The following is a 23,713-nucleotide window of genomic DNA, read 5'->3' as shown; positions in this document are numbered from 1 at the left end:
CATTATTGGTTGCCCCAGGGCGCCGGTGCGCCGATCAGACGACCCATGGCGCCGTGGATGCCCAGTTCGGTCAGCACGGCGAGTTCTTCTTCGGTTTCCACCATCTCGGCGATCAGCGGCAGGTCGATGCTGTTGGTGGCGCGGAAGATCGCTTCGATGAACAGCCGCTTGTCGCCCTCCTGGTCGATGGCGCGGATGTAGGTGCCATCGATCTTCAGGTAGGCCAGGCCCAGGTGGGTGAGATTGCCGATCAGGCTGAAGCGCCCACCGAAATGCTGCAGGCCCAGGTTGAAACCCGCCTCACGAATCGCCTGGCTCAGCGCTTCCAGCTCGGCGGGCGGCGGCAGGTGGCGTTCGTCGATTTCCAGCGTCATCAGGTGTGCGACGTCCTCATGACGGTTCAGTACATCGAGCAGGCGCGCTTTGTCCTGTTCATTGCGCAGGGTCGCGGCAGACAGGCTCAGCGCCAGCGGGCGAGGATGTTGTGTCAGGTGCGCCAGGCTATGTTCGAGCATCGCCAGATCGAAGCGCGCAGCCCAGCCCAGGCGCTCGATCCAGGGCAGGAAGCGCCCGGCCGTGATGGCTTCGCCAGCCGGATCGAGCAGGCGCGCCAGCACCTTGTGCTGCATGAGCGTGCCCTTAGCGCATTCGGCGACAGGCTGGAAATACAGCTGCAATTTGCCCTGGGTCAGCGCATCGTCGAGCCAGCTGCGCCAGTCGTGCAGGCCCTGAGTGGTGCGGGCGGTGAAGTCGTCGAGGCGTTCCCAGCACCTGTCCGTGTTGCTCTGTGCCTGAGCCAGCGCCTGATCCGCGCGGCTCAGCACGGCTTCGCTCCGTTCGCCGGGGCGAAAGGCGGCAATGCCGATGTGGGCAACGGGATCGCAGTCACTGGCACCGGTCTGCTTCAGGCTGTTCAGGGCCTCGCTGAGCTCGCTGGCCAGGCGCTCTGCGTCTTCGCCATTGAGGCCGGGCGCCAGCAGTGTGAACTCGCCACCGCGGTTGCGCGATGCCAGCCATTGGCTGCGCTCCGGTAACGCCAGCAGTTGTTTGAGTTGATCGCCCAATGCGGCGATCAGCGCGTCGGTACGCTGGCCGCCGAGGCGCTGGTTTAGCCCGCCCAGATCGTTGAGGCGCAGCAGCAGCAGGTAGCCATCCGGATTCTGCTCGTTGATCACCAACTGGTTGCTCAGGCGTATGTCGAACTGGCGGCGGTTGGCCAGGCCGGTGAGGCTGTCCTGATAGGCCTCGCCGCGCAGTTTCTCGCTGCGCGCGGCTTCTTCGGCGAACAGGGTCTTGAGCTTGTCGACCATCTGGTTCATTGCCAGCACCACACGCTTGAGCTCCGGCGTGCGTGGCACGCGCGGCAGGGTGAGGAACTCGCGGCGGCTGATGGCTTGCGCCTGCTGCACCATGTTGTCCAGCGGCCGCAGCTGGGTGCGCAGCAGCCAGCCACCGAGCACGGCACTGACCAGGCCACACAGCAGCAGCCAGAACAGGCTGCCGAGGGCGCTGTCCCACAGCTTGGCCAGGGCGAACTGCGGATGGCTGAGCACCTCCACTCTGGCGGCCTGCTCCCAGCCGCGCATGATCAGCGCATCGCCGCCCTGGGGCTGCAGATCGACCAGATCGACGAACCAGCCGGGCAGGTTTTCAGGTCTGATCTCGGTGCTGCGCTCGACGATCACGCCGTCGTCGGCAATGCGCACCACGCGGATGCTGGCGAAGTAGCCGCTGTCGAAGATCGAGCTGACCATCAGCTCGATCATCGCCGGGTCGTCCACGTGCGGGGTCATCGACAGCCCCAGCGCCGTGGCGGCGTCCTGGGCGTGCGAGCGCAGCTGGCTGATCAACTGTTCGCGCGAGCTCTCCACGCCGGCGATGAAACTGCCGGTGAAGGCCACCACCAGAAACAGGCAGATGGCGAGAAACAGCTGCTTGAGTAGGGACATTCCTCTTTCCTCCTAGCCTTCGCCGATGGCGAAGCCCTCCGCGCGCATTTTTTTCAGGATGTCCTGCCAGCGAGAGAGCTTCTTGGTGTCGCTCTTGCGCGTGTTGGAGCCTGCGAGATAGAGGCCTTCGGCGTTGAAGGCGTACACCGGCAGCAGGTCCTTGCGCTGTGAGGCAGGGCGGATGTCGTTGATCAGGTTGTCCAGCACCAGGGGCTCGGCAGTGGGGCTGGCGTAGTAGGTCAGTACCATGTGCGCCTGGTTGTAGTTCAGTGCCTTGACGTAGGTGATGCGCAGCTTCTCGCTGGGGATGCCGAGGCGACGCAGGGTGAAGTACTTGGCGATGGAGTAGTCCTCGCAATCGCCTGCGCCCTTGACCAGCATTTCCACGGGGGTTGCCCAGTAGTCGTTCTCGCGCCAGAGCTGACTGTCATCGACGAAGCGGATGGTGCGGTTGAAGAAGCGATTGACCTCGTTGAGCTTGTCCGCCTCGTTCAGGCTGGTGCTGCTCTTGATCGATTCTTCCCAGTCGAGAATGCGTTTGCGTGCAGGGCCGAGGCTGCCGTAGCGGTTTTCCGCGTTCTTCACGATCACGGCGAAGTCCCAATCGGCAACTGCCAGCGCGGCCAGCAGCGCGCCGCCGATCCACAGGATCAGCAGCCGACACCGCCATCCCTGAACGCGCAGCCGTCGCATGGGGTCGTCGTCTCCAGGCTCGATTGGCAGAGTCTAGGCGAGGTGTCGGCTTTTTGCCGGCCGCTTCGCTGGAACGAGAAAGCAGTGTCAAAAGGTTGTCGAGGAGGTGACGGGCTCCCGTAGCCCGGATGCAATCCGGGGGGCTGGCGCTGGGGGATTGCATCCGGGCTACGCAGAGCGCTCAGGGATTGGGCAGGGTCTTCTGCTTGAGGATATACAGGCTGACCAGCACCGCACTGCCGAGCATGAAGGCGCGCGCCCAGGGCATGGGCACCAGATAGCAGGAGAAGCTGATGCTGGCCCACATCAGCACCAGGGCGTAGACCTTGCCCTTGAGCGGGATGCCCTGGCCCTCCAGGTAGTCGCGAATCCATGGGCCCAGGCGCGGGTGGGTGACCAGCCAGAGGTAAAAGCGCCGTGAGCTGCGCACGAAACAGGCCGCCGCCAGGAGCAGGAACGGCGTGGTCGGCAGCACCGGCAGAAAGATGCCGATGACCCCGAGTGCCACGCTCAGCCAGCCGATGGTCAGCAGCAGGTAGCGGACACTGCGATGGCGGCTTGGCTGGATGTCACGCGGCATGTGCGGGTCTTGGCGGCGGCCGGGGCAGTGCCCCGGCGGGTACGGTCAGTGGCGGGGCTTGAGCAGCGCGGGTTTTTCTTCCGGAGCCTGGCACAGCAGGAAGAGGGCGGTAAGCAGTTCGGGAATCTGGTCGATCATGCTGTCCACCAGGTCGCGGTCGCGGGCGATCTCGGCAAACTCGGCCTGTTCGTCGAACAGACCCGAGCCGACCATGATCGGCAGCAGCAATTCGCTGACTTCGTCTTCGGCACCCTCGAACCACACGGCTTCACGCAGGAACACACCCTCCATGAAACCGATGCACCAGCCGCGCAGGTCGGAGTCATCCGGCTCGTCACCGAGGTCGAGGTCGCACGGCAGCTCGGGCTCTTCCTCGCCAGCCAGCTGGCGGGCGATATGGGCTTTGAGGTGGACCAGCGTGCTTTCGATCTCTTCGCGTTCGGCGTCGCTGCGGTAGTTCGGCGTCTCGGCGAACAGCGCATCGATCCACTCACGCTCCGGTACCTGATCCGGGCAGATCGCCAGGGCGGTCAGGTAGCCATGGGCGGCCACGTAGTCCAACGCCTCTTCGTGCAGCTCATCGGCATCGAGAAAGGCTTGCAGGCGGGACAGTTGCTCAGCGAAGGACATCGTGGGGTTACCTTGAGGCTTAGGGGATAAACGAGGATGGATTCTAGTTCACCGCCGCCTCTGCGACCAGCACGGGCGCTCTGCTAACGCTGATTCGGCAGCTTCGGACGGGTAGGTGCCCTGTTGCCTGCGATCCTGCGGCATAATGCGCGGCCAGATTCGGAGGCCTTCATGCTCGACCACGCCATGCGCATTCTCAAAGACGTTTTCGGCTACGACGCCTTTCGCGGCAACCAGGCCGCGATCATCGAGCGCGTGGCCGGCGGCGGCGATGCCCTGGTGTTGATGCCTACCGGTGGTGGCAAGTCGCTGTGTTTCCAGGTGCCGGCACTGATGCGCGAGGGCCTGGCGGTGGTGGTCTCACCGCTGATCGCCTTGATGGATGATCAGGTGGCGACCCTGGACGAGCTGGGTGTGGCAGCCGTGGCGCTGAATTCCACGCTGAGTCCTGACGAGCAGCGCGAGATCGCCGACCGTATCCGTCGCGGGCAGATCAAGATGCTCTACCTGGCGCCCGAGCGCCTGGTGCAGCCGCGCATGCTGAGCTTCCTGCAGGGCCTGGATATCGCCCTGTTCGCCATCGACGAGGCGCACTGCGTATCGCAGTGGGGCCATGATTTCCGGCCCGAGTACCTGCAGCTCGGTCAGCTTGCCGAGCTCTTTCCCGATGTGCCGCGCATCGCCCTGACCGCTACCGCGGACAAACGTACCCGCGAGGAAATCGTCCAGCGCCTGCATCTTGACAACGCCGAGCGCTTTCTGTCGAGCTTCGATCGGCCGAACATCTTCTACCGCATCCAGCCCAAGGATCAGCCGCGCAAGCAACTGCTCGGCTTTCTCGCCGCGCGCAAGGGCGATGCCGGCATCGTCTACTGCCTGTCGCGCAAGAAGGTCGAGGAGGTCGCCGATTTTCTCAGCGGTCAGGGCTTCCCGGCCTTGCCCTATCACGCCGGCTTGCCCAACGAATTGCGTGCCTTCAATCAGAAGCGCTTTCTCAATGAGGAAGGCCTGATCATGGTGGCGACCATCGCGTTCGGCATGGGCATCGACAAGCCCAACGTGCGCTTCGTCTGTCACCTGGATCTGCCCAAGTCGCTGGAGGCCTACTACCAGGAAACCGGTCGCGCCGGCCGTGACGGCTTGCCGGCCGATGCCTGGATGGCCTACGGCCTGCAGGATGTGATCTTCCTCAAGCAGATGCTCAACAATTCCGACGGCGATGAGCGGCACAAGCGCATCGAACAGCACAAGCTCGATGCCATGCTCGCCCTGTGCGAGGAGACACGCTGCCGCCGTCAGGCGCTGCTGGCCTACTTCGATGAAGAACTGCCCAACCCTTGCGGTCACTGCGACAACTGCACCGATGGCGTCGAGACCTGGGATGCCACCGAGCCGGCGCGCCAGGCGTTGTCGGCCGTCTACCGCAGTGGCCAGCGCTATGGCGTCGGCCATCTGGTGGACATTCTGCTGGGCCGTGACAACGAGAAGATTCGCGCCGCTGGTCATCAGCACCTGGCGGTGTTCGGCGTGGGCAAGGGCTTTTCCGAGGTCGAATGGCGCACATTGTTCCGCCAGTTGGTCGCCCGCGGCCTGGCCGATGTCGATCTGGACGGTTTCGGCGGTCTGCGCCTGAGTGAGACCTGCCGGCCGCTGCTGCGTGGTGAGGTCAGCCTGCAACTGCGCCGTGAGCCCAAGCCGGCGCAGGCGGCCAAGGCCTCCAGCAGCGCCGCCAGCCAGCTGGTGCGTGGCCATGAGCGGGAAATGTGGGAGGCGCTGCGCAGCCTGCGTCGCAAGCTGGCCGAGGAGCACAGCGTACCGCCGTACGTGATCTTCCCCGATGCCACGCTGCTGGAGATGCTGCGCAGCCAGCCCAGCTCGCTGAGCGACATGGCCGAGGTCAGTGGCGTTGGCGCGCGCAAGCTGGAGCGCTACGGCCAGGCCTTCCTGGAAGTGCTCAACGGTAGCGCTGCGGATGACGCGCCGGCACCGGTGGCCGATCTGCGTCACGAGCTGGTCAGCCTGGCCCGCGCCGGTATGACCCCGACGCAAATCGCCGGCCAGTTGGGGTGTACCGAGAAGAACGTCTACAGCCTGCTGGCCGAGGCCATCGCCCAGCAGCAACTGAGCCTGGAGCAGGCGCTGGACCTTCCCGAGGAACTGCTGGGCGAGATTCAGGAGGCCTTTCTCGATGGCGAAGGCGAGTTGCCGACAGTCAGCGAGATCGCCCCGCTGTTCGCCGGGCGGGTCGACGAGGCGGTGCTTTACTGCGTGCGCGCCGCTCTGCAGGCCGAGTTCGAGGTGTAAGCGTCCCTTGGTAGCGGCCTGAGCTGGAGCCGGGGCTGCGAGTCGGTCGCATTCTGCAATGCTCGTGACGCAATCTGCGCTTGCCCTGCGCATCGGGTTATGGCTAGCTGGCTAATAATTAGTTTTTGACCTTTGTATGAGTCCGCTTGCCCATGTCTTACCCCGATCAACATCGCTTTGCCATGCAGGTTGCCCAGCTGTCCCGTGCCTGGCGTTCCGAACTCGATAGGCGCCTGGTTGGGCTGGGCCTGTCCCAGGCTCGCTGGCTGGTGCTGCTGCATCTGGCGCGCTTCAGTGAAATGCCGACCCAGCGCGAATTGGCGCAAAGCATCGGCGTGGAAGGGCCGACGCTGGCGCGCCTGCTCGACAGTCTCGAAAGCCAGGGGCTGGTCATTCGCGTGGCGGTACCCGAAGACCGCCGTGCCAAGAAGATTGCACTGCAGCCCAATGCGCAGCCTTTGATCGAGAAGATCGAAGCGATTTCCACCCAACTGCGCCATGAAGTTTTCGCCGGCATCGACGAGGATGATCTGCGTCGCTGTCAGCAGGTGCACGCTCGGGTGCTCGGCAACCTGATGAAGTGAGTCTGTCTGTACTGTCAAAAATCCGATCAATTTTTGATCGGATTTTTTCTGTGCCTAATTTTTGACTGATTTACCTTGATGGCACTGTGCTTTCGTCGGCAAACTGGCGTCCAAGCCGCTACTTTGTGAATTAGTAGCCATAATGCAATTCGAGACGGCCTCGACAAGGACCTTGTCAGCCGTTCTCGGAATTATCAAGGGCGCCAGCCTCCCGGCCAAGGGAGCTCAGACAGGAAGTCGAGGAGGGGGCGTTCGAGCCGGATAACCCTGGAGGTCACATGGCTCGGGTGCGTCAGTTGATGTTGGGTTTGGCGTCGGGGTCCGCTCTCTATTCGGGAATGGCACCGGCGCTCGGTTTGGGTGAAATCACGCTGCATTCGGCGCTGAATCAGCCTTTCGAGGCCGAAATCGAGCTGCTGGAAGTGGGCGATCTGGGCGCGCAGGACCTGCGTGTCGGTCTGGCACCGGCCGAAGTGTTCAGCCGTTCGGGTGTCGAGCGCTTCTACTTTCTCAATGATCTGCGTTTCACGCCGCTTCTGCAGGGGTCACGCAGCGTGATCCGCGTGGTGTCGAGTCGCCCGGTGCGCGAGCCCTACCTGAACTTCATCGTCGAGGTGGCGCGTCCCAACGGGCAGTTGCTGCGTGAATACACCGTGCTGCTGGACCCTCCCGGCTCTTCGGCTTACTCAGCTGTGGCTGCGCCAAGCGCAGCAGCCCTTGCGCAACCTTCCACTCGCGTCGCAGCACCGGTTTCGTCGGTCGGCACGGTCACGCCGCCGAGTGCATCTGCAGGGCACCGTCATCAGGTCAGCCGTGGCGACAGCCTCTGGTCCATCGCTGCGCGTCTGCGTGAGCAGGGCAGCACGCTGCCTCAGCAGGTGCTGATGGAGGGCATTGTTGCCCTCAACCCGAATGCCTTTGCTGGCGGCGATCCAGGTCGTCTACAGGCTGGCGCCGACCTGCTGCTGCCTGATGCGGCGCGTGCGGGGGCTGCCCAGCCGACTGCTGCCCCGGCTGCTGCCGAGGCCGCACCTGCGCTCGCTGAAAACACAGCCGAAGGGCCCGTGAGCGCGCCTCTGGCTGCCCTCGAGCCTGCACCGCAGCAAAGCGAAAGCCTGGAGCTGCTGGCCGAGAAGCAGCGTCAGGTCGATCTGGAGCTGGCCAATCAGGCGGCGGAAAATCTGCAGCTGCAACAAGGCTTGGCGCAACTGCAATTGCAACTGCAGCAGTTGCAGGAGCAATTGGCGCAGAAGGACGCTCAGTTGGCTGAGCTGGCTGCCCGTACGCCGGCCGAGTCGGTTACTCAGCCCAATTCCACCGCGCCGGTGAGTGTCGAGGAGCCCGCGGCAGCGGAGCGCGGTTGGTGGTCGACATTGTTGGCCGGTGGTATCGGGCTTCTGTTATTGCTCGGTGCGCTTTTCTGGGCCGTGCGGCGGCGTGGCGAGAAAACCAGGCCGGTGGTGCAGGTACAGCCCAAGGCGCAGCCGACTCAGCAACCGCCCCGTCCACAACTCGCGGCGGTTGCCGCTCCCGTTGGCGCAGCTGCGGTGGCCAAGGCTGTACCGGCGCCAACTCCGGCGCGCGCTCAAGGGCCGGTCGACCCGCTCGAGGCCGCCAATGTCTACATCGCCTACGGCCGTGTCAGTGAGGCGCGGGGTGAGCTGAGCAAGGCGCTGGCTCTGGACCCGCAGCGCAGCGATCTGCGCTTCCGCCTATTGGAAGTGCTGGCACTGCTGGGCGATGGAGCGGGCTTCGCGCGCGAGGAAGCGGTGCTGCGTGCCGAAGCGTTCGACGCCGCACGCATCGATGCGCTGAAGGCGCGTCATCCTGATCTGCGGGTGACTCAGCAGGCACCGCTCGAGCCTGTTGCTGCGCTGCAGCCTGAGGCAGCGCCTGCGACCGAACCTGATTTTCAGCTCAATCTCGATGATCTGTCGCTGGATGCCGACTGGGATCTGGTCAGCCCGTTTCCGGCTGCCGCCAAGGCCAGACCCAAGGCTGTTGCGGAACCGGAGTTCGATGCGTCGTTCGCCAGCAACCTGCAGGAGCTGCCCGAGGTGTTCGAGCTGCATCATGAAGACGAACAGTTGAGCGCCTTCGGTGAGATGGAAATGGTGCTGAGCGATGACGCGCCAGGGTTGGATGACAACTTCCTCGACGCTTTCGCCGGCGATGCCGACGCCACTGCCGCGCTGCAGGGCGACATCGCCCACCTGGCGGGCAACCCGGAGCACATGGCCCAGCTCAACCAGGCCCTGGCGTACATCAAGCAGGGTGATATCGCCAGCGCCTGCGACATCCTCAACGAGGTGATCGATCGCGGTGACGACGAGCAGAAGAAGGCCGCACGCCAGTTGCTGGCAGAAATCGCCTGATCGACCCCCGCCGTCATGTGACGAGGCCGCGCACATGCGCGGCCTCGTCGTTTCAGAAGCTCTTGCCCAGGTTCAGGTACAGCGCTTTTTCCCGCTCGTCGTTGAAGCCGTAACTGAAGTTCAGCGGCCCCAGCGGCGTATCCAGACCGAGGAAGATGCTGGCGGCGTTGATGTAGCCGCTGTCGAAGGCGTTGTCGTTGTTCCAGGCGCGGCCGCGCTCCAGCGACAGGCCCAGGTACAGCGGGAAGTTCAGCGGCAACATCGAGGTTGGTGTCATCCTTCGGTAGTAGATCATCCGCGCCAGCGCCATGTTCTGACCGCTCAGCGAGTCCTGGCGAAAACCCGACAGCTCCTGGGCGCCGCCGAGAATGAAGCCCGAGGTGACCACTTGCGCCTCATCCAGGGTGCGTCCGTAGCGACCACCGAACAGCCAGGTGTTGGGGCCATGGCTGTAGGCTTTGTCCAGCTTCAGCTGCCATTGTCGATATTGCTCGTCCGAGCCCAGGCCCCGGTCGTACTTGCGCAGCATCAGGCCGATGTCCTCGCCGGTGCGCGGGAAGTCGAGGTTGTCCAGGGTGTCGAAGGAGTACAGCAGTTCGTAGTAACCCTCGCTGAAACTGAAGCTGGGCAGATCGCGCTCGCCGACGCGGACATCCGCTTCGCCCCAGGCCTGAGCAACGCCGAAACGAATCTCGCCGTTGTTGGCAATCTGCCGGCCGAGGTTGAGGCCATAGCCGTAACGCTCCAGGCGGTATTCGGCGATGGGGTCGTTGTCCAGGATCGCTTCGACGTTCTGCGCCTCACCGAACAGGTAGGGCGCGACGAAGTAACGCGAGCCGGCGTCCAGCGGCTGATAGAACTCGCTGTAGAGCTCCTGACGATCACCCAGCTGCAGGCGTGTCAGCCATTCGGCGCCGAGCTCGTTGATGCCGTTGACGCGGTAGCTGGCGCCGATGTTGAAAGCGCTGTCGCCACGCATGTCGTCGGACAGATTGAGCCCCAGGCGCAGGTAGTCGGTCCCGGTGCGCTTGCCACGGGCATCGATCACCAGCGCGCTACCTCGTTCGTCCAGCGGCTCCACGCGGTACTGCACGCGCTCGAAGTAGTCCAGGCCGTACAGCGTGCCCATGTCTTTCTGCAGGCGATCCATGTCCAGCGGCTCGCCGAGCGGTTGGCGAATGTGCCGGCGAATCACCGCATCGCCGACTTTCGAGTCGTTTTCCACCTGGATCTCGCGAATCACCGGTGTGCGCTGTTCGCGCGAGCGCGCCATGGCCAGCGACGGGTTGCCGGCGCTGCTGGTACGCAAGCGGGCCAGGCGCTCTGCCTGAATCTGCGTGGCACGGTAACCGGCGTCCATCATCTGTTCGCCACGATTGAAGTCGGCGACGCCAAAACCGGCCAGAGGGGGCAGGATCAATACGTCGTCTGCCCCCAGCGTTTCGAGTTGGGCCTCGGAGTTCTTGCGCATCATCAGGTTGATCGACTGGTTCATCACGTCGACCACGGTGAGCAGCTCCTTGGCCGGTTTCAGTGGCATGCCCAGGTCGACGACGATGACGTGATCGACGTCCATCTGCCGCGCGACGTCGATTGGCACGTTGTTGACCATGCCGCCGTCGACCAGCAGACGGCCGTCGACTTCCACCGGGGCGAACACCGCCGGGATCGACATGCTGGCGCGCATCACCTGCGGCAGGTGGCCGCTGCCCATGATCACCTGCTCACCCGTGACCACATCGGTGGCCACGGCGCGATAGGGGATCGGCAGATGATCGAAGTCACGGGTGGCACTGCGGTGTACCAGCAGACTCTCCAGCAGCAGCGCCAGGTTCTGGCCCTGGATCACGCCCAGCGGCAGGCCCAGGCTGCCGTCGTCACGGAAGCTGAGTTTCTGCTTGATCAGAAAGTCGCGGTCGTCCTGCTTGCGGCGAAAGGGAATGTCCTCGCGTGGCGGTGAGTCGGACAGCGCCTGTTGCCAGTCCAGCTCCAGCGCCAGGCGCTCGAGCTCAGCCACCGAATAGCCGGCGGCATAGAGGCCGCCGACGATGGCGCCCATGCTGGTACCGGCGATGGCGTCGATGCGAATGCCTTGTTCTTCCAGCGCCTTGAGCACACCAATGTGTGCCAGGCCGCGAGCGGCGCCGCCCGACAGCACCAGGCCGACACGTTCGGCGGCGATGACGGGCAGGCTGGACAGGGCGAACAGGCAAAGCAGCGAAAACAGCAGGCGGCGCATGATGGATTCCGGCAGGAGCAGAGACAAAGGCCGTTATTATAGGCATCAAGCCCCACAGTAGAGCCGCTGCCATGCCCGATCAGAAGCCTGAAATCGTCATCACCTATTGCACCCAGTGTCAGTGGCTGCTGCGCGCCGCCTGGCTGGCTCAGGAACTGCTCAGCACCTTTGCCGACGAACTGGGCCGGGTCAGCCTGGAGCCGGGCACGGGCGGCGTGTTTCGCATCCTCTGCGACGGTCAGCAGATCTGGGAACGCAAGGCCGATGGTGGCTTCCCCGAGGCCAGGGTGCTCAAGCAACGGGTGCGCGATCTGATCGATCCAACCCGCGACCTGGGCCACAACGACCGGTAGGGTGCGCCGTGCGCACCGCTCGCTTCAACGCGCCATGCGCGCTGAAACGAAGATGGCGCTGACGATCAGCACGCCTCCGGCCAGCATGCGTAGCGTCGGCTCTTCGCTGAACAGCCACCAGGCGAACAGAATCCCGTAGACCGGTTCCAGGGCGAAGATCACCGCCGTGGTGCGTGCCTTGAGCACGCGCAGGCTGGCAACGAACAGGCTGTGCGCCAGGCCCGTGCAGAAGATGCCGAGCATGGCCAGCCACAGCCAGTCCACCGGGCGCACGCTGGGCAGCAGCGGCCAGGCCAGCGGCAGAAAGCACAGCAGTACGGTGATGTTCTGGTACAGCGCGGCCTTTACCGGGTCGAGGCCACGGGTGCTGGCGCGATTGAGCAGCGACAGCAGGGCGAACAGAAAGCCCGACAGCACCGCCCACAGCAAGCCGACCGTGGCATCACTGTTCAGGCTGAACTGCGGCGTGACCAGGATCAGCCCCACGCACACCACGCCGACCATGGCGAACTCGCTGGGACGGGTGCGTTCGCGAAACAGCAGCCCCTCCAGCAGTACGGTGAAGGCCGGGAAGCTGGCGAAACCCAGGGTGGCGATGGCCACACCGGAGACCTTCACCGCTTCGAAGAAGGTGACCCAGTGCGTGCCCAGCAGCAGACCACCGAGTGCCAGCAGGGCCATCTGCCGCAGGCTCGGGCGAATCGCGTTGCGACTGCGCCAGAGCAGCGCAGCCAGGCTCAAGGCGATCACGGCAAATAGCGCGCGGCCGCCTGCGATCATGTTCGGTGTGGTTGCCGCCAGTTTGCCGAAGATGCCCGACAGGCCGAACAGCAGTGCACCCAGGTGAATCGCCAGCAGGGCGTTACGTTCCGTCATGCCAGGCGCGCACCGTTGGGCAAAGGCTGGTCGAAACCGGCCAGGACAACGCGGTTTTCGCCGTCATGGACACCGGTCACCAGCACGTCCGAGCGTACGCCGGCGATGCGTTTGGGGGCGAAGTTGCACACGCACAGCACCTGCCGACCAATCAGCTCGTCACAGCTGTAGTGCGCGGTGATCTGCGCGCTGGAGGTCTTGATGCCCAGTTCGCCAAGATCCACTGCCAGCACGTACGCCGGCTTCACGGCCTTTTCATTGGGGCGAGCGCTGCGAATGGTGCCGACGCGCAGCTCCACGTTCTCGAAATCCTGCCATTCGATGGTTTGCATGGGGTACTCCTCGATGATGCGGCGCAGTCTAGGCGGCGCAGACGGCAGCTGTCTGTCGCGGGAGTGATGAGTTTTGTCGCCAGGCTATCGAGGATGGGGGCGGGCAGTGCTGACTGGCGGTGCGCATGGCACAGCCTGCGGCTCGTGTGCTGGCTAGCGCGTGCGGCGCAATTGCCTTGGGGTCATGCCCAGGTGGCGGGAGAGGGCGGCGGTGAATGCGCTTTGCGAGTTGTAGCCGACGCGGGCCGCGATTTCGCCAACGGCCAGGTCGCTGCCACGCAGCAGTTGCTCGGCCAGGTGCAGGCGCCGTTGGCGAATGTGTTCCATGGGCGTGCGCCCGGTCTCGGTGAGAAAGCGGGCGTGAAAGCGCGCCACCGACAGGCCAGCCAGGCGCGCCAGGTCCGCCACCTGCAGCGGATGCGCCGCGTGCTGCTCGATGTAGCGATCCAGGGCAGCCATGGGCAAGCCGGGCGCTTCGGCATGCTGGCGGCTGCAGGCCAGGCTGCCGAGCAGCAAGGCCGCACCCTGACCTGCGATGATCGGGTCATTGATCGGGCTGCTGGCCAGCCAGTTGAGGAGCTGGCCCTGCGAAGCATCGAGTTGCAGGGCATTGGGCTTGTCCAGCAGGCGCTGGATATCGTTCGCATGGTGGCCGAGCTGGCGTTCCAGCCAATCGTTGGCCGGCAGGTCCAGCACCAGGCACTGACTGCCGCGTGGGCTGCCGCAGGTATGGCGGGCTGCGGCCGGCACCACGGCCAGGTGGTGGCGCAGCACCTGGCTGCCCTGGCCAGCCACTTCGAATTGCAGCTCGCCAGCCAGGCCGAACACCAGTTGCGCGTGGTCGTGGCTATGGCTGAGCACTTCGTGGCTGTAATGACGCAGGGACAGGATCGGGAGCATGGCGGTTTCCTCGGCAACCGCCGGAGTGTAACGCCTGGGCCGAGGTGATGCTGCGTCATCGAACGGTCTTTTTCCTGTCACAAGCTTTTCACCGCGACCCCTCAAGCTCGTCTAAACCCAGCCGGAGGTCGCCCATGACCAGCGCTCAGCTCGCCAAGCCCAGCCGCAAGCAACGTGTCCGTACCCTGTGGATCTCCGACGTGCACCTCGGCACACGCGACTGCCAGGCCGAACACCTGGCAGCCTTTCTCAAGCGCTATCAGGCTGACCGCATCTACCTGGTGGGCGACATCATCGATGGCTGGAAACTGCGCGGTGGCATCTACTGGCCGCAGGCGCACACCAACGTGATCCGTCGCCTGCTGACCATGAGCAAGCGCGGTACCGAGGTCATCTACGTCACCGGCAACCATGACGAATTCCTGCGCCGTTACTCCAGCCTGCTGCTGGGCAATATCCAACTGGTGGATGAGGCCGTGCACGTCACGGCCGATGGCCGGCAATTGCTGGTGATCCATGGCGACCAGTTCGATGTGATCACCCGTTATCACCGCTGGCTGGCCTTTCTCGGTGACTCGGCCTACGAGTTCACCCTGACCCTCAATCGCTGGCTCAACCACTGGCGCAGCCGCTGGGGATACGGTTACTGGTCGCTGTCGGCTTACCTCAAGCACAAGGTCAAGACGGCGGTGAATTTCATCAGCGACTTCGAGGAGGCCATCGCTCACGAGTGCGTCAAGCGTGGCCTGCAGGGCGTGGTCTGCGGCCATATCCACCATGCCGAGATTCGCCAGGTGAGCGGCGTGGAGTACATGAACTGCGGCGACTGGGTGGAATCCTGCACGGCGCTGATCGAGCACTGGGACGGGCAGATCGAACTCTATCGTCTGGCCGAGGCGCAGCTGGCCAGCGAGGAGCCGGTCGTCGCCCTCGAGACCGGCGCATGAGGATACTCATCGTCTCCGACGCCTGGGCGCCACAGGTCAATGGCGTGGTCACCAGCCTGGCCGCGCTGGTCGGCGAACTGCGTGGGTTGGGCCATCAGGTCAAACTGCTGTCGCCCGCCGATTTTCGCGCCGTGCCCTGTCCGACATACCCGGAGATTCCGCTGGTGTGGGACCTGTGGCGTGTCGGTGCGGCGATTCGCGACTTTCGTCCGGACTGCGTGCACCTCGCGACCGAGGGGCCGCTGGGTTGGGCGGCGCGGCGCTGGCTGGTCAAGCGTGGGCTGGCGTTTTCCACGGCCATCCATACGCGCTTTCCCGAGTACGTCAGCGCCCGCTGGCCGTGGATTGCGCCGCGTTGGGGCTATGCCTTTCTGCGTGCCTTCCATCGCCCCAGTCAGGCCGTGCTGGTGACCACCGAGCGCCTGCGCGAGGAGTTCGCCAGCTGGGCTCTGCAACGGCTGCAACTGTGGCGTAAAGGGGTGGATACCCGATTGTTCCGGCCGGACGAGACGCGCGCTCGTCCGGTGCGACCGGTGTTTCTCTACGTCGGACGCATCGCCCCGGAAAAGAACCTGCAGGCATTCCTCGATCTGGATTTACCGGGAGAGAAGCGCGTGGTCGGCGACGGCCCGCAGCGTGAGGCGTTGCAACAGCAGTATCCGCAGGTGCACTTTCTCGGTTATCGCCATGGCCAGGCGTTGGCCGAGGCCTATCAGGATGCCTCGGTGCTGGTTTTCCCCTCGCGTACCGATACCTATGGGCTGGTGATGCTGGAAGCGCTGGCTTGCGGTACGCCGGTGGCTGCGTTTCCCGTGGCCGGGCCGCTGGATGTGCTGTCGCAAGGGCAGAGCGGGGTGATGGACGAGGATCTGCGTGCTGCCTGCCTGGCTGCACTGGAGCTGGATCGGCGGCGTTGCGCAGAGCTGGCGGCAGCACAGTCCTGGCGCGCTTCGGCGCTGGAATTCCTGGCGCTGCAGGCGCTGATCGATGGTGAGCCGGTGCTGGCTGAGGCGTTGCCGGATACCGCGTTGTAGTCGGCTTTTATCGCGGCTGAAGCCGCTCCCACAAGGGCGTATCGTAGGAGCGGCTTCAGCCGCGAATCGCCCTCAGGTCGTTCGCTTCAGAGAATGACCTTGTCGCGCAGCTTTTCCGCCGCCTGGTTGAGCGCCTGAATCACCCGCTCCTTGTCGAAGTTCTGAATGCCGTTGGTGTCCAGGTACATGGAGAAGCCCGGCAGTTCGTGCTCGACGTAGCTGGAGGTAGCGCCCAGGTCGCGGCGGAAGTCCACCACCTGGTAGATCTGCACCGGGCGGGTGAAGCCCTTGACGGCGATCTGGCCCTTGTCGCGGCACATGATCACGTCCTTGACCAGTGAATAAGTCTCGTGGGAAATCAGGATCTCGCCGGATTCGGCGGCGCTTTCCAGGCGGCTGGCAAGGTTCACGTCGCGGCCGATGATGGTGTAGTCCATGCGCGTGTCGGCGCCAAAGTTGCCCACCGTGCAGTAGCCGGTATTGAGGCCCATGCGGATTTCCAGCGGTTTGGTGATGCCCTGCGCGCGCCATTGCTGGCGTAGCACCTTCATGTGCTTGCGCATGGCGATGGCCATGGACACCGCCGCGACCGCATCCTTCTTGGCGCCGTTGCTGCTCGGGTCGCCGAAGAACACCATGACGCAGTCACCGATGAACTTGTCGATGGTGCCGCCGTATTTCAGGGTGATCTTCGACATTTCGTTGAGGTAGGTGTTGAGCAGGTCGGTCAGGGCTTCGGCTTCCAGTTCTTCCGACAGCTCGGTGAAGCCCTTGATGTCGGAGAAGAAAACCGTGAGCTTCTTGCGCTGAGTCTCCAGGCGCACGCTCTTCTTGCCGGTAAAGATCGATTCCCAGACCTGTGGCGACAGGTACTTGGCCAGGTTGCGCGCCAGGCGTGCGGCCTTTTCCTGCTCACGCTTGATCTCGCTGCGTACCTGGGCCAGGCGCAGGCCCTGCTGGTTGACGAAATAGGCGGTGATGCAGATGTACAGGGTGGTGAAGAGGATGCTGACCAGCGCCACCAGGGTCGGCGTGTCGGTATTGGGATGAACCCCCACCAGCGCAGCGCACAGCGCCATGCCGCTGGCGGCCACCAGCAGCGCCAGGCCGAGATAGCGCATGCCGCCGACGACCAGTGCACTGAAACACAGAATCAGCAGGAACATCAGGCTGGGGACGGCGGAGAAACCCAGCAGCACGCAGGATGCACCGGCGTGCAGGGCGTCGAAGAACAGCAGGGCGAGGTCGGTCTGCTGCGGATAGTCGCGCTTGAAGCGGCGGCTGAGATTGTGCGCCAGATGAGGGTAGAGCAGGGCGTAGGGCACCATCCACAGGATGTCGTAGGCGAAGTGCCCGACATAGGTGCCGGCGGCGATGCTGGCGGCCGTGGCGATATAGGCCAGTACGCGCGAATAGTATTCACGCAACGGCGGCGTCGGTAGCCCGTTGGCACGGCTGGTGATTGCTGGCTTCATCTGTTGGAACTGTCCCTGCTGGATTTCTGGCGTCTCTGCTGGACGCCTGGCTGGTCTGCAAGACCTGAGCCAGAGGCTCGCTGGGCGGGGATCATAACCAAGGGGGTGGCGGCCAGCCAAGCATGGCCGCCGAACGGTGGCGCAACAGTGGCCGGCGGTCAGGTGCTGGTCTTGTCCATTGCAGCCAGATAGATGGAGTTCTTCGGCCGGGCGAACACGCGCTGCAACATGGGCTCGAAGAAGCTCAGTGGCAGGCTTTCATAGTCCGGGTCGAAGGCCGCCGCATCGTACCTGGCGCAGAACTCGATGGTCGCCTGGTACTGGGGGTGATCCTTGAATTGCTCGCGCAGATGGCGATCCATGCCCAGGTGATGGAAGAAGTAATAGCCCTGGAAGATGCCGTGCTTCTCCACCATCCAGTGGTTCTCGGCACTGACGAAGGGCTTGAGGATGGCTGCGGCGATGTCCGGGTGGTTGTAGCTGCCGAGGGTATCGCCGATGTCATGCAGCAGCGCGCAGATCACGTACTCCTCGTCGCGGCCGTCGTGATAGGCACGGGTGGCGGTTTGCAGCGAGTGGGTCAGGCGGTCCACCGGAAACCCACCGAAATCGCCGTCGAGCAGGCGCAGGTGGTCGAGGATGCGGGCAGGCAACTGAGCGGCGTAGGCGGCGAAATCCCGGGCGATGATGGCCCAGTCCTCGGCCTGGCCGTCTTGCATGTGGGTAAAGCGGGCGCGGCTGTTCATGGGCGTTCTCGTTCTTGTTGTTCTTCAGAGGGGCGTACATTCGTTTCGTCAGAAACGGATACGGCCGGTAAAGGCATCCTTGAGCATCACCCAATCGCCCATCAGGCTGTACAGCGGATAGTCGAAGGTGGCCGGTCGATTCTTTTCGAAGACGAAATGGCCGACCCAGGCGAAGCCATAACCGGCCAGTGGCATGGCCAGCAGCCAGAGCCATTGCTGGGTGAGCAGGGCGTAGGCGAGGATCGCCAGCACCAGCAGACTGCCGGCATAGTGCAGACGGCGGCACACGGGGTTGCTGTGTTCCTGCAGGTAATAGGGGTAGAACTCGGCGAAGCTCTGGTAGCGTTCGGTGGTCTGGGCGGTCATGGCGCACCTCCTGTTATTGTCACGGTCAGTGTAAATGCGCTGTCTCCGTGGGCCACTGACTTAAGGTGCCAGTCTAGTATCCTTGCGCCGCCAACCCTGGCCTTGCTGATTGATCACAAGAACAAGACGATGAGCGAAAGAACCACATCCTCCAACTGGGCCTTGGCCATCGTGCAGGCGCTGGAGCTGGGCGGCGTCGACTGCACCCGCCTGTTCGCCGAGCTGGGCATGGATTACGCCGCGTTGAACGACCCGGATGCGCGCTTCCCGCAGGACGGCATGACCCGTCTGTGGCAGCGCGCCGTGGCGCTGTCGGGCAACCCGGCGATCGGCCTGAACATGGCGCAGGTGGTGCGCCCGGCGTCCTTCCATGTCGTGGGCTACGCGCTGATGTCCAGCCGCAACCTGCGTGATGGCTTCACTCGTCTGGTGCGCTATCAGCGCATCATCGGTGAAGGTGCGGACCTGAATTTCATGCCGCAACCCGACGGCTATGCGCTGACGCTGGCCATTCATGGCGACCGCCTGCCGCCGGCCCGGCAGAGCGCCGAGGCCTCGCTGGCGTACTGTCTGGCGTTTTGCCGCTGGATGACCAGCAAGCCCATTCGCCCGCGCGAGATTCGTCTGCAAGGCCCGCCACCTGTCGATCTGACGCCCTACCAGCAGGTGTTCCAGGCGCCGCTGAAGTTCAATGCCGAGCACTATGGGTTGATCTTCGAGCGTGCCGATCTGGAGACACCATTGCCCAGTGCCAATGAAGCGCTGGCGCAGCTGCATGACCGTTTTGCCGGCGAATACCTGGCGCGTTTCTGCAGCAGCCGTGTCACCCATCAGGCACGTCAGGTGCTGTGTCGCCTGTTGCCCCAGGGCGAACCACGGCGTGAGGTGGTGGCGCAAACGCTGCACCTGTCGCAGCGTACCCTGCAGCGGCGTCTGCAGGAGGAGGGCACCAGCTACCAGCAGTTGCTCGACGACACCCGCCGTGAGCTGGCCGAGCAGTATCTCGGTCAGGTCGACCTGACCTTGCTGGAAGTTGCCTATCTGCTGGGCTTTGCCGATCCGAGCAACTTCTTCAGGGCGTTTCGCCGCTGGTTCGGTGAAACGCCTGGCGAGTATCGCAGCCGCCGTGGGCTGGCCAACTGAGCTGGGTAGGGGGCGCTCAATGGCGCCAGAAGGCCGGGAACAGCAGCACCAGCACGGTCAGGATTTCCAGGCGCCCGAGCAGCATGCCGAAGCTCAGCAGCCACTTGGCCAGGTCGGGAATGGTGGCGTAGTTGCCGGCCGGGCCGACCATCTCGCCCATGCCCGGGCCAACGCCTGAAACCATTGCCGCAGCGCCGGTCAGGGCGGTGATCCAGTCCACTCCGCACATCGCCACCGCCAGCGCCAGGGTGGCGATGGTGATGGTGTAGAAGAAGGCGAAGGCCAGGATCGAACGAACGATGTCTTCATCCAGCCGGTGGCGGTTGTACTGCTGCTTGATCACTGCTCGCGGGTGAATGAGCTGTCTGAGGTTGGCCTTGAGCAGGATGTAGGCGACCTGGAAGCGGAAGATCTTCAGGCCGCCGGCGGTGGAGCCGGAGCAGCCGCCGACGAAACCCAGGTAGAAGAACATCATGCTGGCGAACGGGCCCCACAGGTGGTAATCGCCCACGGCAAAGCCGGTGGTGGTCATGATCGAGGTGATGTTCACCGCCACCAGGCGCAGCGCATCGAGCCAGTACAGGTCGGTGGTGAGCCATTTCCAGCCAGCCAGCACGAACCAGCTGCCCACCAGCAGCACCAGGAAGCCGCGCACCTGCGCGTCGCGAAACAGTGCGCGGTAGTTGCCGCGCAGGGTGCTGACATAGAGCACGAAGGGCAGGCTGCCGAGCACCATCACGATGATAGCGACCCAGTGAATCGCCGGTTCCTGCCATTTGCCCAGGGAGGAGTCGGATGTGGAGAAACCGCCGGTGGCGATCGCCGACATGGCGTGGTTGATCGCATCGAACAGGCCCATGCCGGCCCACCAGAACGCCAGCACCGCGAGTGTGCTGAGGCCGACATAGGCCAGCACCATGTATTTGGCGACCATGTGCGAGCGTGGCATGACCTTCTCCGAGCGATCCGACGACTCGGTCTGGAACAGGCGCATGCCCCCGATGCGCAGGATCGGCAGGATCGCCACGGCCATGCCGATGAAGCCGATGCCGCCCAGCCAGTGCAGCAGCGAGCGCCAGATCAGCGTACCGGGAGACATGTCGTCGAGGCCGCTGAATACGGTGGCGCCGGTCGCGGTGATACCGGACATGCTTTCGAAATATGCGTCGGTGATGCTCGCCCGTTCGGCGAAGATGAATGGCAAGGCGGCGAAGATCGATACCATCACCCAGCTCGACACCGTCAGCATGTACATGTCGCGTGGGCGCAGTTGCGTTTGCTGCGGCCTGCCCTGAGCGATCATGGCGATGCCGGTGAGGGCGGTGATCAGGCTCGACCAGAGAAAGGCATTGATGCCTTGCGGCTGCTCGAAGATCAGCAGGGTGATCACCGGCACCAGCATGCTCAGCGCCAGGGTGACGAGGAAGATGCCGTTGATGAAGGCGAGGATGCGCAGGCTGGCTAGGGGCATTGGTCAGTGTTTCCAGAAGCTGCGGGTGACCAGCACCAGTACGGTCAGAATTTCCAGGCGGCCGAGCAGCATGCCGGCACTGAGTAGCCATTTGGCCGAATCCGGCAGACTGGCGAAGTTGCCGGCCGGGCCGATGATCGGGCCAAGCCCCGGACCGACGTTGCACACCGCAGTAGCCGCGCCGGTCAGCGCGGTGACCCAATCCAGGCCGACCAGGGTCAGGGCCAGGGCCAGCACGCCGATGGTGATGGTGAAGAAGAAGGAGAAGGTGATCAGCGAGCGGACGATCTCTTCATCCAGGTTGTGGTTGTTGTACTGCTGCTTGATCACCGCGCGCGGGTGCACCAGCTGCATCAGGTTGGCCTTGAGCAGCACATAGGCAACCTGGAAGCGGAAGATCTTCAGGCCGCCCGATGTCGAGCCGGAACAGCCGCCGACGAAGGTCAGGTAGAAGAACAGCAGCACGGCGAAACTGCCCCAGGTGCTGTAGTCGCCGAGGGCGAAGCCGGTGGTGGTGACCACCGACGTGACGTTCACCGCGACGATGCGAACGGCGTCGAGCCAGGCATGGTCCGAGTTGATCCACAGCCAGGTGCCGAATACCAGCCAGGTCAGCAGTAGAAAACCGATGAAGCCGCGAACCTGATGGTCCTTGAACAGCGCCTGGCGATTGCCGCGAACGAAGGCGACATAGAGCATGAAAGGCATGCCGCCGAGCAACATCAGCACGACGGCCGTCCAGTGCACGGCCGGCTGCTGCCAGTTGGCCAGAGAGGAATCCGAGGTGGAGTAACCGCCGGTGGAAATCGAGGTCATCGCGTGGTTGATGGCGTCGAAAGGCGACATGCCGGCGACCCAGTAGGCCAGGAAGCCGAACCCGGTGAGTGCCAGGTAGACCAGCAGCAGGTACTTGGCGGCCATGTGCGAGCGCGGCATGACCTTTTCGCCCCAGTCCGAGGATTCGGTCTGGAACAGGCGCATGCCACCCACGCGCAGCAGCGGCAAAATGGCCACGGCCATGCCGATGAAGCCGATGCCGCCCAGCCATTGCAGCATCGAACGCCAGATCAGAATGCCGGGCGACATGTCATCCAGCCCGGTCAGTACGGTGGAACCCGTAGTGGTGATGCCGGACATGGTTTCGAAAACGGCGTCGGTGTAGCTGATATGCGCGATCAGCATCATGGGCAGCGCGGCAAAGCTGCAAACCATGGTCCAGCTCCCGGTGGTGAGCAGGTACATGTCACGCGGGCGTAACTGAGCGTTCTGCGGACGGCCGGGAATCACCAGTGCGAGCCCGGCGATCAGGGTGATCAGACTGGACCAGAGAAAGGCATTGAGATCTTCAGGCAGCTCGAAGATCAGCAGGGTCAGCATGGGGATGGCCATGCTGATCGCCAGGGTAATCAGGAATATGCCGATGATGAAACCGATGATGCGCAGCGTCGGCAAGGCCATGTAGGGGGCTCTGGCGGGTTGGAAAATGCGCCATTCTACCTGTGGACGGGCGGCTGTAAACCGCCACGGTGGGGGGCTTTACAAGTGCATGGCCGAGCATAGAATAGCCGCCAGTTGCCGACGTCCGTCGGTTTCCGAGTTCTCCTCAAATGTCCGAAGCTAATCCCTGCCTTACGTGCGGCGCCTGCTGCGCGTTTTTTCGTGTGTCCTTCTTCTGGGGCGAGTGCCAGTCTGCGGGCGGTAGCGTTCCGGACGAACAGGTCATCCAGATCAGCCCTCACTACGTCGCCATGCGTGGCACGGAGAGCAAACCGGCACGTTGCACGCAACTGCTGGGCGACGTCGGCTGTGGTGTGCGTTGCACCCTGTACGAACAACGTTCGAGTAGCTGCCGCGAGTTCGAAGCCTCATGGGCGAACGGTGAGCACAACCCGCGTTGCGACGATGCGCGCAAGGCCTACGGCCTGCCGCCGCTGACTCCGCCAGTGCAACCGGTGATATCGCCTGATCGCGTCGCCTGAGAGCAACTGGCTGCAAGCCAGCGCGTAGCCCGGATGCAATCCGGGGCCGGCAATCCCGGATTGCATCCGGGCTACGGCTTGACGGGCTTCTGACATCCGCTCCGTGCATTGGTCAGCTTGCAGCTTGCAGCTTGCAGCATTGAGAATGCGCCATCTTTGTTTTTGGAGGTGGCCGATGGATGCCCTCGACGCTCTACTCAACCGTGTTTCCGTGCCTCGCCTGGTCGAACCAGCTCCGGATGCGACGCAGCGCGAGATGCTGTTTCGCGCGGCCCTGCGTGCGCCTGACCATGGTCAGCTACGGCCGTGGCGTTTTCTGACGGTAGAGGGGCAGGCGCGTGAGCGCATGGGCGAGCTGTTCGCCGAGGCCTTGCAGGTCGCCGATGCGCAGGCTGCGCCGGAGGCGCTGAACAAGGCACGTGGCATGCCGCTGCGCGCGCCATTGCTGGTGGTGGTGATCGCCCGGGTTCAGGCTCACCCCAAGGTGCCCGCCTCCGAGCAGGTGATCGCAGCCGGCTGTGCCGCGCACGGCATGCTGCTGGCCGCCCATGCTCAGGGTATCGGTGCCGTCTGGCGTACCGGCGACATGGCCTACGATGCCCATGTCGCCAAAGGCCTGGGCCTGGCGGCGGACGAGCAGATCATCGCCTATCTGTACCTGGGCACACCGGAGCGTGAGCTGCGGCGAGCGCCAGAGGTCATAGTCGAAGACTTCGTCAGCGCCTGGGAGGGCTGAT

Annotated in this window: 22 protein-coding genes; 9 read left to right on the top strand and 13 right to left on the bottom strand. The window is 64.0% G+C overall.

Annotated features, from left to right (window positions below; all coding sequences use genetic code 11):
• Positions 1 to 2 precede the first annotated feature (2 nt).
• The 4 genes from lapD to ACN0X6_RS19075 form a co-directional block, all read right to left on the bottom strand.
• Positions 3 to 1,949, bottom strand: a complete 1,947-nt coding sequence (lapD, locus tag ACN0X6_RS19090) for a cyclic di-GMP receptor LapD (protein ID WP_417706368.1) — start codon at positions 1,947 to 1,949, stop codon at positions 3 to 5.
• A gap of 12 nt (positions 1,950 to 1,961) precedes the next feature.
• Positions 1,962 to 2,642: a cysteine protease LapG gene (gene lapG / locus ACN0X6_RS19085; RefSeq protein WP_417706366.1), complete on the bottom strand. Its 681-nt coding sequence runs from the start codon at positions 2,640 to 2,642 to the stop codon at positions 1,962 to 1,964.
• Between the two features lie 181 nt (positions 2,643 to 2,823).
• A complete protein-coding gene (locus ACN0X6_RS19080; protein WP_160016763.1) occupies positions 2,824 to 3,222 on the bottom strand; it encodes a YbaN family protein in 399 nt (132 codons plus the stop codon).
• 45 nt (positions 3,223 to 3,267) lie between these two features.
• Positions 3,268 to 3,852, bottom strand: coding sequence for a UPF0149 family protein (locus tag ACN0X6_RS19075; RefSeq protein ID WP_417706364.1), 585 nt, complete (start codon positions 3,850 to 3,852; stop codon positions 3,268 to 3,270).
• Positions 3,853 to 4,023: 171 nt separating this feature from the next.
• Here ACN0X6_RS19075 and recQ point away from each other — a divergent pair, with 171 nt between their 5' ends.
• The 3 genes from recQ to ACN0X6_RS19060 all read left to right on the top strand — a co-directional run bounded on the left by recQ (position 4,024) and on the right by ACN0X6_RS19060 (position 9,115).
• Positions 4,024 to 6,156 (top strand): DNA helicase RecQ, encoded by a 2,133-nt coding sequence (gene recQ / locus ACN0X6_RS19070; RefSeq protein ID WP_417706362.1) that lies wholly within the window; start codon positions 4,024 to 4,026, stop codon positions 6,154 to 6,156.
• 152 nt (positions 6,157 to 6,308) lie between these two features.
• Positions 6,309 to 6,740 carry a MarR family transcriptional regulator gene (locus tag ACN0X6_RS19065; RefSeq protein WP_074675023.1) on the top strand — a complete coding sequence of 144 codons (432 nt, stop codon included), beginning with the start codon at positions 6,309 to 6,311 and terminating at the stop codon, positions 6,738 to 6,740.
• Positions 6,741 to 7,078: 338 nt separating this feature from the next.
• Complete coding sequence (locus tag ACN0X6_RS19060) at positions 7,079 to 9,115, top strand: FimV/HubP family polar landmark protein (RefSeq protein ID WP_417706397.1); 2,037 nt, start codon at positions 7,079 to 7,081, stop codon at positions 9,113 to 9,115.
• 52 nt (positions 9,116 to 9,167) lie between these two features.
• On the opposite strand, the gene ACN0X6_RS19055 is transcribed toward ACN0X6_RS19060, so the two are convergent.
• Positions 9,168 to 11,354 (bottom strand): patatin-like phospholipase family protein, encoded by a 2,187-nt coding sequence (locus ACN0X6_RS19055; protein WP_417706360.1) that lies wholly within the window; start codon positions 11,352 to 11,354, stop codon positions 9,168 to 9,170.
• A gap of 71 nt (positions 11,355 to 11,425) precedes the next feature.
• Here ACN0X6_RS19055 and ACN0X6_RS19050 point away from each other — a divergent pair, with 71 nt between their 5' ends.
• On the top strand, positions 11,426 to 11,707 hold the full coding sequence (locus ACN0X6_RS19050; RefSeq protein WP_417706358.1) for a SelT/SelW/SelH family protein: 282 nt from the start codon (positions 11,426 to 11,428) through the stop codon (positions 11,705 to 11,707).
• 24 nt (positions 11,708 to 11,731) lie between these two features.
• Here the strand turns inward: ACN0X6_RS19050 and ACN0X6_RS19045 are convergent, their stop codons facing one another.
• The 3 genes from ACN0X6_RS19045 to ACN0X6_RS19035 all read right to left on the bottom strand — a co-directional run bounded on the left by ACN0X6_RS19045 (position 11,732) and on the right by ACN0X6_RS19035 (position 13,815).
• The gene (locus ACN0X6_RS19045) at positions 11,732 to 12,583 is read right to left on the bottom strand and encodes a DMT family transporter (RefSeq protein ID WP_417706356.1); all 852 of its coding nucleotides are present in this window, start codon (positions 12,581 to 12,583) and stop codon (positions 11,732 to 11,734) included.
• Positions 12,580 to 12,915: a tRNA-binding protein gene (locus ACN0X6_RS19040; protein WP_417706354.1), complete on the bottom strand. Its 336-nt coding sequence runs from the start codon at positions 12,913 to 12,915 to the stop codon at positions 12,580 to 12,582. The genes ACN0X6_RS19045 and ACN0X6_RS19040 overlap by 4 nt, the downstream gene beginning before the upstream one ends.
• 153 nt (positions 12,916 to 13,068) lie before the next feature.
• The gene (locus ACN0X6_RS19035) at positions 13,069 to 13,815 is read right to left on the bottom strand and encodes an AraC family transcriptional regulator (protein ID WP_417706352.1); all 747 of its coding nucleotides are present in this window, start codon (positions 13,813 to 13,815) and stop codon (positions 13,069 to 13,071) included.
• Between the two features lie 134 nt (positions 13,816 to 13,949).
• Between ACN0X6_RS19035 and ACN0X6_RS19030 the strand changes: the two genes are divergently transcribed.
• Together ACN0X6_RS19030 and ACN0X6_RS19025 are read left to right on the top strand one after the other, a co-directional pair.
• Complete coding sequence (locus tag ACN0X6_RS19030) at positions 13,950 to 14,762, top strand: UDP-2,3-diacylglucosamine diphosphatase (RefSeq protein ID WP_417706350.1); 813 nt, start codon at positions 13,950 to 13,952, stop codon at positions 14,760 to 14,762.
• Positions 14,759 to 15,796 (top strand): glycosyltransferase family 4 protein, encoded by a 1,038-nt coding sequence (locus tag ACN0X6_RS19025; RefSeq protein ID WP_417706348.1) that lies wholly within the window; start codon positions 14,759 to 14,761, stop codon positions 15,794 to 15,796. The genes ACN0X6_RS19030 and ACN0X6_RS19025 overlap by 4 nt, the downstream gene beginning before the upstream one ends.
• Before the next feature lie 86 nt (positions 15,797 to 15,882).
• On the opposite strand, the gene ACN0X6_RS19020 is transcribed toward ACN0X6_RS19025, so the two are convergent.
• The 3 genes from ACN0X6_RS19020 to ACN0X6_RS19010 form a co-directional block, all read right to left on the bottom strand.
• Positions 15,883 to 17,271, bottom strand: a complete 1,389-nt coding sequence (locus ACN0X6_RS19020) for an adenylate/guanylate cyclase domain-containing protein (RefSeq protein WP_417706346.1) — start codon at positions 17,269 to 17,271, stop codon at positions 15,883 to 15,885.
• A gap of 158 nt (positions 17,272 to 17,429) precedes the next feature.
• Entirely contained in the window at positions 17,430 to 18,017 is a 588-nt protein-coding gene (locus ACN0X6_RS19015) for an HD domain-containing protein (protein ID WP_417706343.1), read from the bottom strand.
• Between the two features lie 48 nt (positions 18,018 to 18,065).
• Positions 18,066 to 18,383, bottom strand: coding sequence for an Mpo1-like protein (locus tag ACN0X6_RS19010; RefSeq protein ID WP_160016751.1), 318 nt, complete (start codon positions 18,381 to 18,383; stop codon positions 18,066 to 18,068).
• 129 nt (positions 18,384 to 18,512) lie between these two features.
• Between ACN0X6_RS19010 and ACN0X6_RS19005 the strand changes: the two genes are divergently transcribed.
• A complete protein-coding gene (locus tag ACN0X6_RS19005; RefSeq protein ID WP_417706341.1) occupies positions 18,513 to 19,526 on the top strand; it encodes an AraC family transcriptional regulator in 1,014 nt (337 codons plus the stop codon).
• Between the two features lie 16 nt (positions 19,527 to 19,542).
• On the opposite strand, the gene ACN0X6_RS19000 is transcribed toward ACN0X6_RS19005, so the two are convergent.
• Entirely contained in the window at positions 19,543 to 20,997 is a 1,455-nt protein-coding gene (locus ACN0X6_RS19000) for a TrkH family potassium uptake protein (RefSeq protein WP_192982373.1), read from the bottom strand.
• Positions 20,998 to 21,000: 3 nt separating this feature from the next.
• The gene (locus ACN0X6_RS18995) at positions 21,001 to 22,455 is read right to left on the bottom strand and encodes a TrkH family potassium uptake protein (RefSeq protein WP_417706338.1); all 1,455 of its coding nucleotides are present in this window, start codon (positions 22,453 to 22,455) and stop codon (positions 21,001 to 21,003) included.
• A 149-nt stretch (positions 22,456 to 22,604) separates the two neighbouring features.
• On the opposite strand from ACN0X6_RS18995, the gene ACN0X6_RS18990 reads away from it, so the two are divergent.
• Positions 22,605 to 22,976, top strand: coding sequence for a YkgJ family cysteine cluster protein (locus ACN0X6_RS18990; RefSeq protein ID WP_417706336.1), 372 nt, complete (start codon positions 22,605 to 22,607; stop codon positions 22,974 to 22,976).
• Between the two features lie 175 nt (positions 22,977 to 23,151).
• Positions 23,152 to 23,712 (top strand): nitroreductase family protein, encoded by a 561-nt coding sequence (locus ACN0X6_RS18985; RefSeq protein ID WP_417706334.1) that lies wholly within the window; start codon positions 23,152 to 23,154, stop codon positions 23,710 to 23,712.
• Position 23,713 lies beyond the last annotated feature (1 nt).

The sequence above is a fragment of the Pseudomonas sp. genome, from assembly GCF_048269965.1.
Classification (GTDB): Bacteria; Pseudomonadota; Gammaproteobacteria; order Pseudomonadales; family Pseudomonadaceae; genus Aquipseudomonas.
This window is presented reverse-complemented; position numbering and strand designations above follow the sequence as displayed.

Excerpts from the sequence above, each read along its gene's own strand:
- lapD (WP_417706368.1), bottom strand. The coding sequence starts at position 1,949 with ATGTCCCTACTCAAGCAGCTGTTTCTCGCCATCTGCCTGTTTCTGGTG.
- lapG (WP_417706366.1), bottom strand. The coding sequence starts at position 2,642 with ATGCGACGGCTGCGCGTTCAGGGATGGCGGTGTCGGCTGCTGATCCTG.
- ACN0X6_RS19080 (WP_160016763.1), bottom strand. The coding sequence starts at position 3,222 with ATGCCGCGTGACATCCAGCCAAGCCGCCATCGCAGTGTCCGCTACCTG.
- ACN0X6_RS19075 (WP_417706364.1), bottom strand. The coding sequence starts at position 3,852 with ATGTCCTTCGCTGAGCAACTGTCCCGCCTGCAAGCCTTTCTCGATGCC.
- recQ (WP_417706362.1), top strand. The coding sequence starts at position 4,024 with ATGCTCGACCACGCCATGCGCATTCTCAAAGACGTTTTCGGCTACGAC.
- ACN0X6_RS19065 (WP_074675023.1), top strand. The coding sequence starts at position 6,309 with ATGTCTTACCCCGATCAACATCGCTTTGCCATGCAGGTTGCCCAGCTG.
- ACN0X6_RS19060 (WP_417706397.1), top strand. The coding sequence starts at position 7,079 with ATGGCACCGGCGCTCGGTTTGGGTGAAATCACGCTGCATTCGGCGCTG.
- ACN0X6_RS19055 (WP_417706360.1), bottom strand. The coding sequence starts at position 11,354 with ATGCGCCGCCTGCTGTTTTCGCTGCTTTGCCTGTTCGCCCTGTCCAGC.
- ACN0X6_RS19050 (WP_417706358.1), top strand. The coding sequence starts at position 11,426 with ATGCCCGATCAGAAGCCTGAAATCGTCATCACCTATTGCACCCAGTGT.
- ACN0X6_RS19045 (WP_417706356.1), bottom strand. The coding sequence starts at position 12,583 with ATGACGGAACGTAACGCCCTGCTGGCGATTCACCTGGGTGCACTGCTG.
- ACN0X6_RS19040 (WP_417706354.1), bottom strand. The coding sequence starts at position 12,915 with ATGCAAACCATCGAATGGCAGGATTTCGAGAACGTGGAGCTGCGCGTC.
- ACN0X6_RS19035 (WP_417706352.1), bottom strand. The coding sequence starts at position 13,815 with ATGCTCCCGATCCTGTCCCTGCGTCATTACAGCCACGAAGTGCTCAGC.
- ACN0X6_RS19030 (WP_417706350.1), top strand. The coding sequence starts at position 13,950 with ATGACCAGCGCTCAGCTCGCCAAGCCCAGCCGCAAGCAACGTGTCCGT.
- ACN0X6_RS19025 (WP_417706348.1), top strand. The coding sequence starts at position 14,759 with ATGAGGATACTCATCGTCTCCGACGCCTGGGCGCCACAGGTCAATGGC.
- ACN0X6_RS19020 (WP_417706346.1), bottom strand. The coding sequence starts at position 17,271 with ATGAAGCCAGCAATCACCAGCCGTGCCAACGGGCTACCGACGCCGCCG.
- ACN0X6_RS19015 (WP_417706343.1), bottom strand. The coding sequence starts at position 18,017 with ATGAACAGCCGCGCCCGCTTTACCCACATGCAAGACGGCCAGGCCGAG.
- ACN0X6_RS19010 (WP_160016751.1), bottom strand. The coding sequence starts at position 18,383 with ATGACCGCCCAGACCACCGAACGCTACCAGAGCTTCGCCGAGTTCTAC.
- ACN0X6_RS19005 (WP_417706341.1), top strand. The coding sequence starts at position 18,513 with ATGAGCGAAAGAACCACATCCTCCAACTGGGCCTTGGCCATCGTGCAG.
- ACN0X6_RS19000 (WP_192982373.1), bottom strand. The coding sequence starts at position 20,997 with ATGCCCCTAGCCAGCCTGCGCATCCTCGCCTTCATCAACGGCATCTTC.
- ACN0X6_RS18995 (WP_417706338.1), bottom strand. The coding sequence starts at position 22,455 with ATGGCCTTGCCGACGCTGCGCATCATCGGTTTCATCATCGGCATATTC.
- ACN0X6_RS18990 (WP_417706336.1), top strand. The coding sequence starts at position 22,605 with ATGTCCGAAGCTAATCCCTGCCTTACGTGCGGCGCCTGCTGCGCGTTT.
- ACN0X6_RS18985 (WP_417706334.1), top strand. The coding sequence starts at position 23,152 with ATGGATGCCCTCGACGCTCTACTCAACCGTGTTTCCGTGCCTCGCCTG.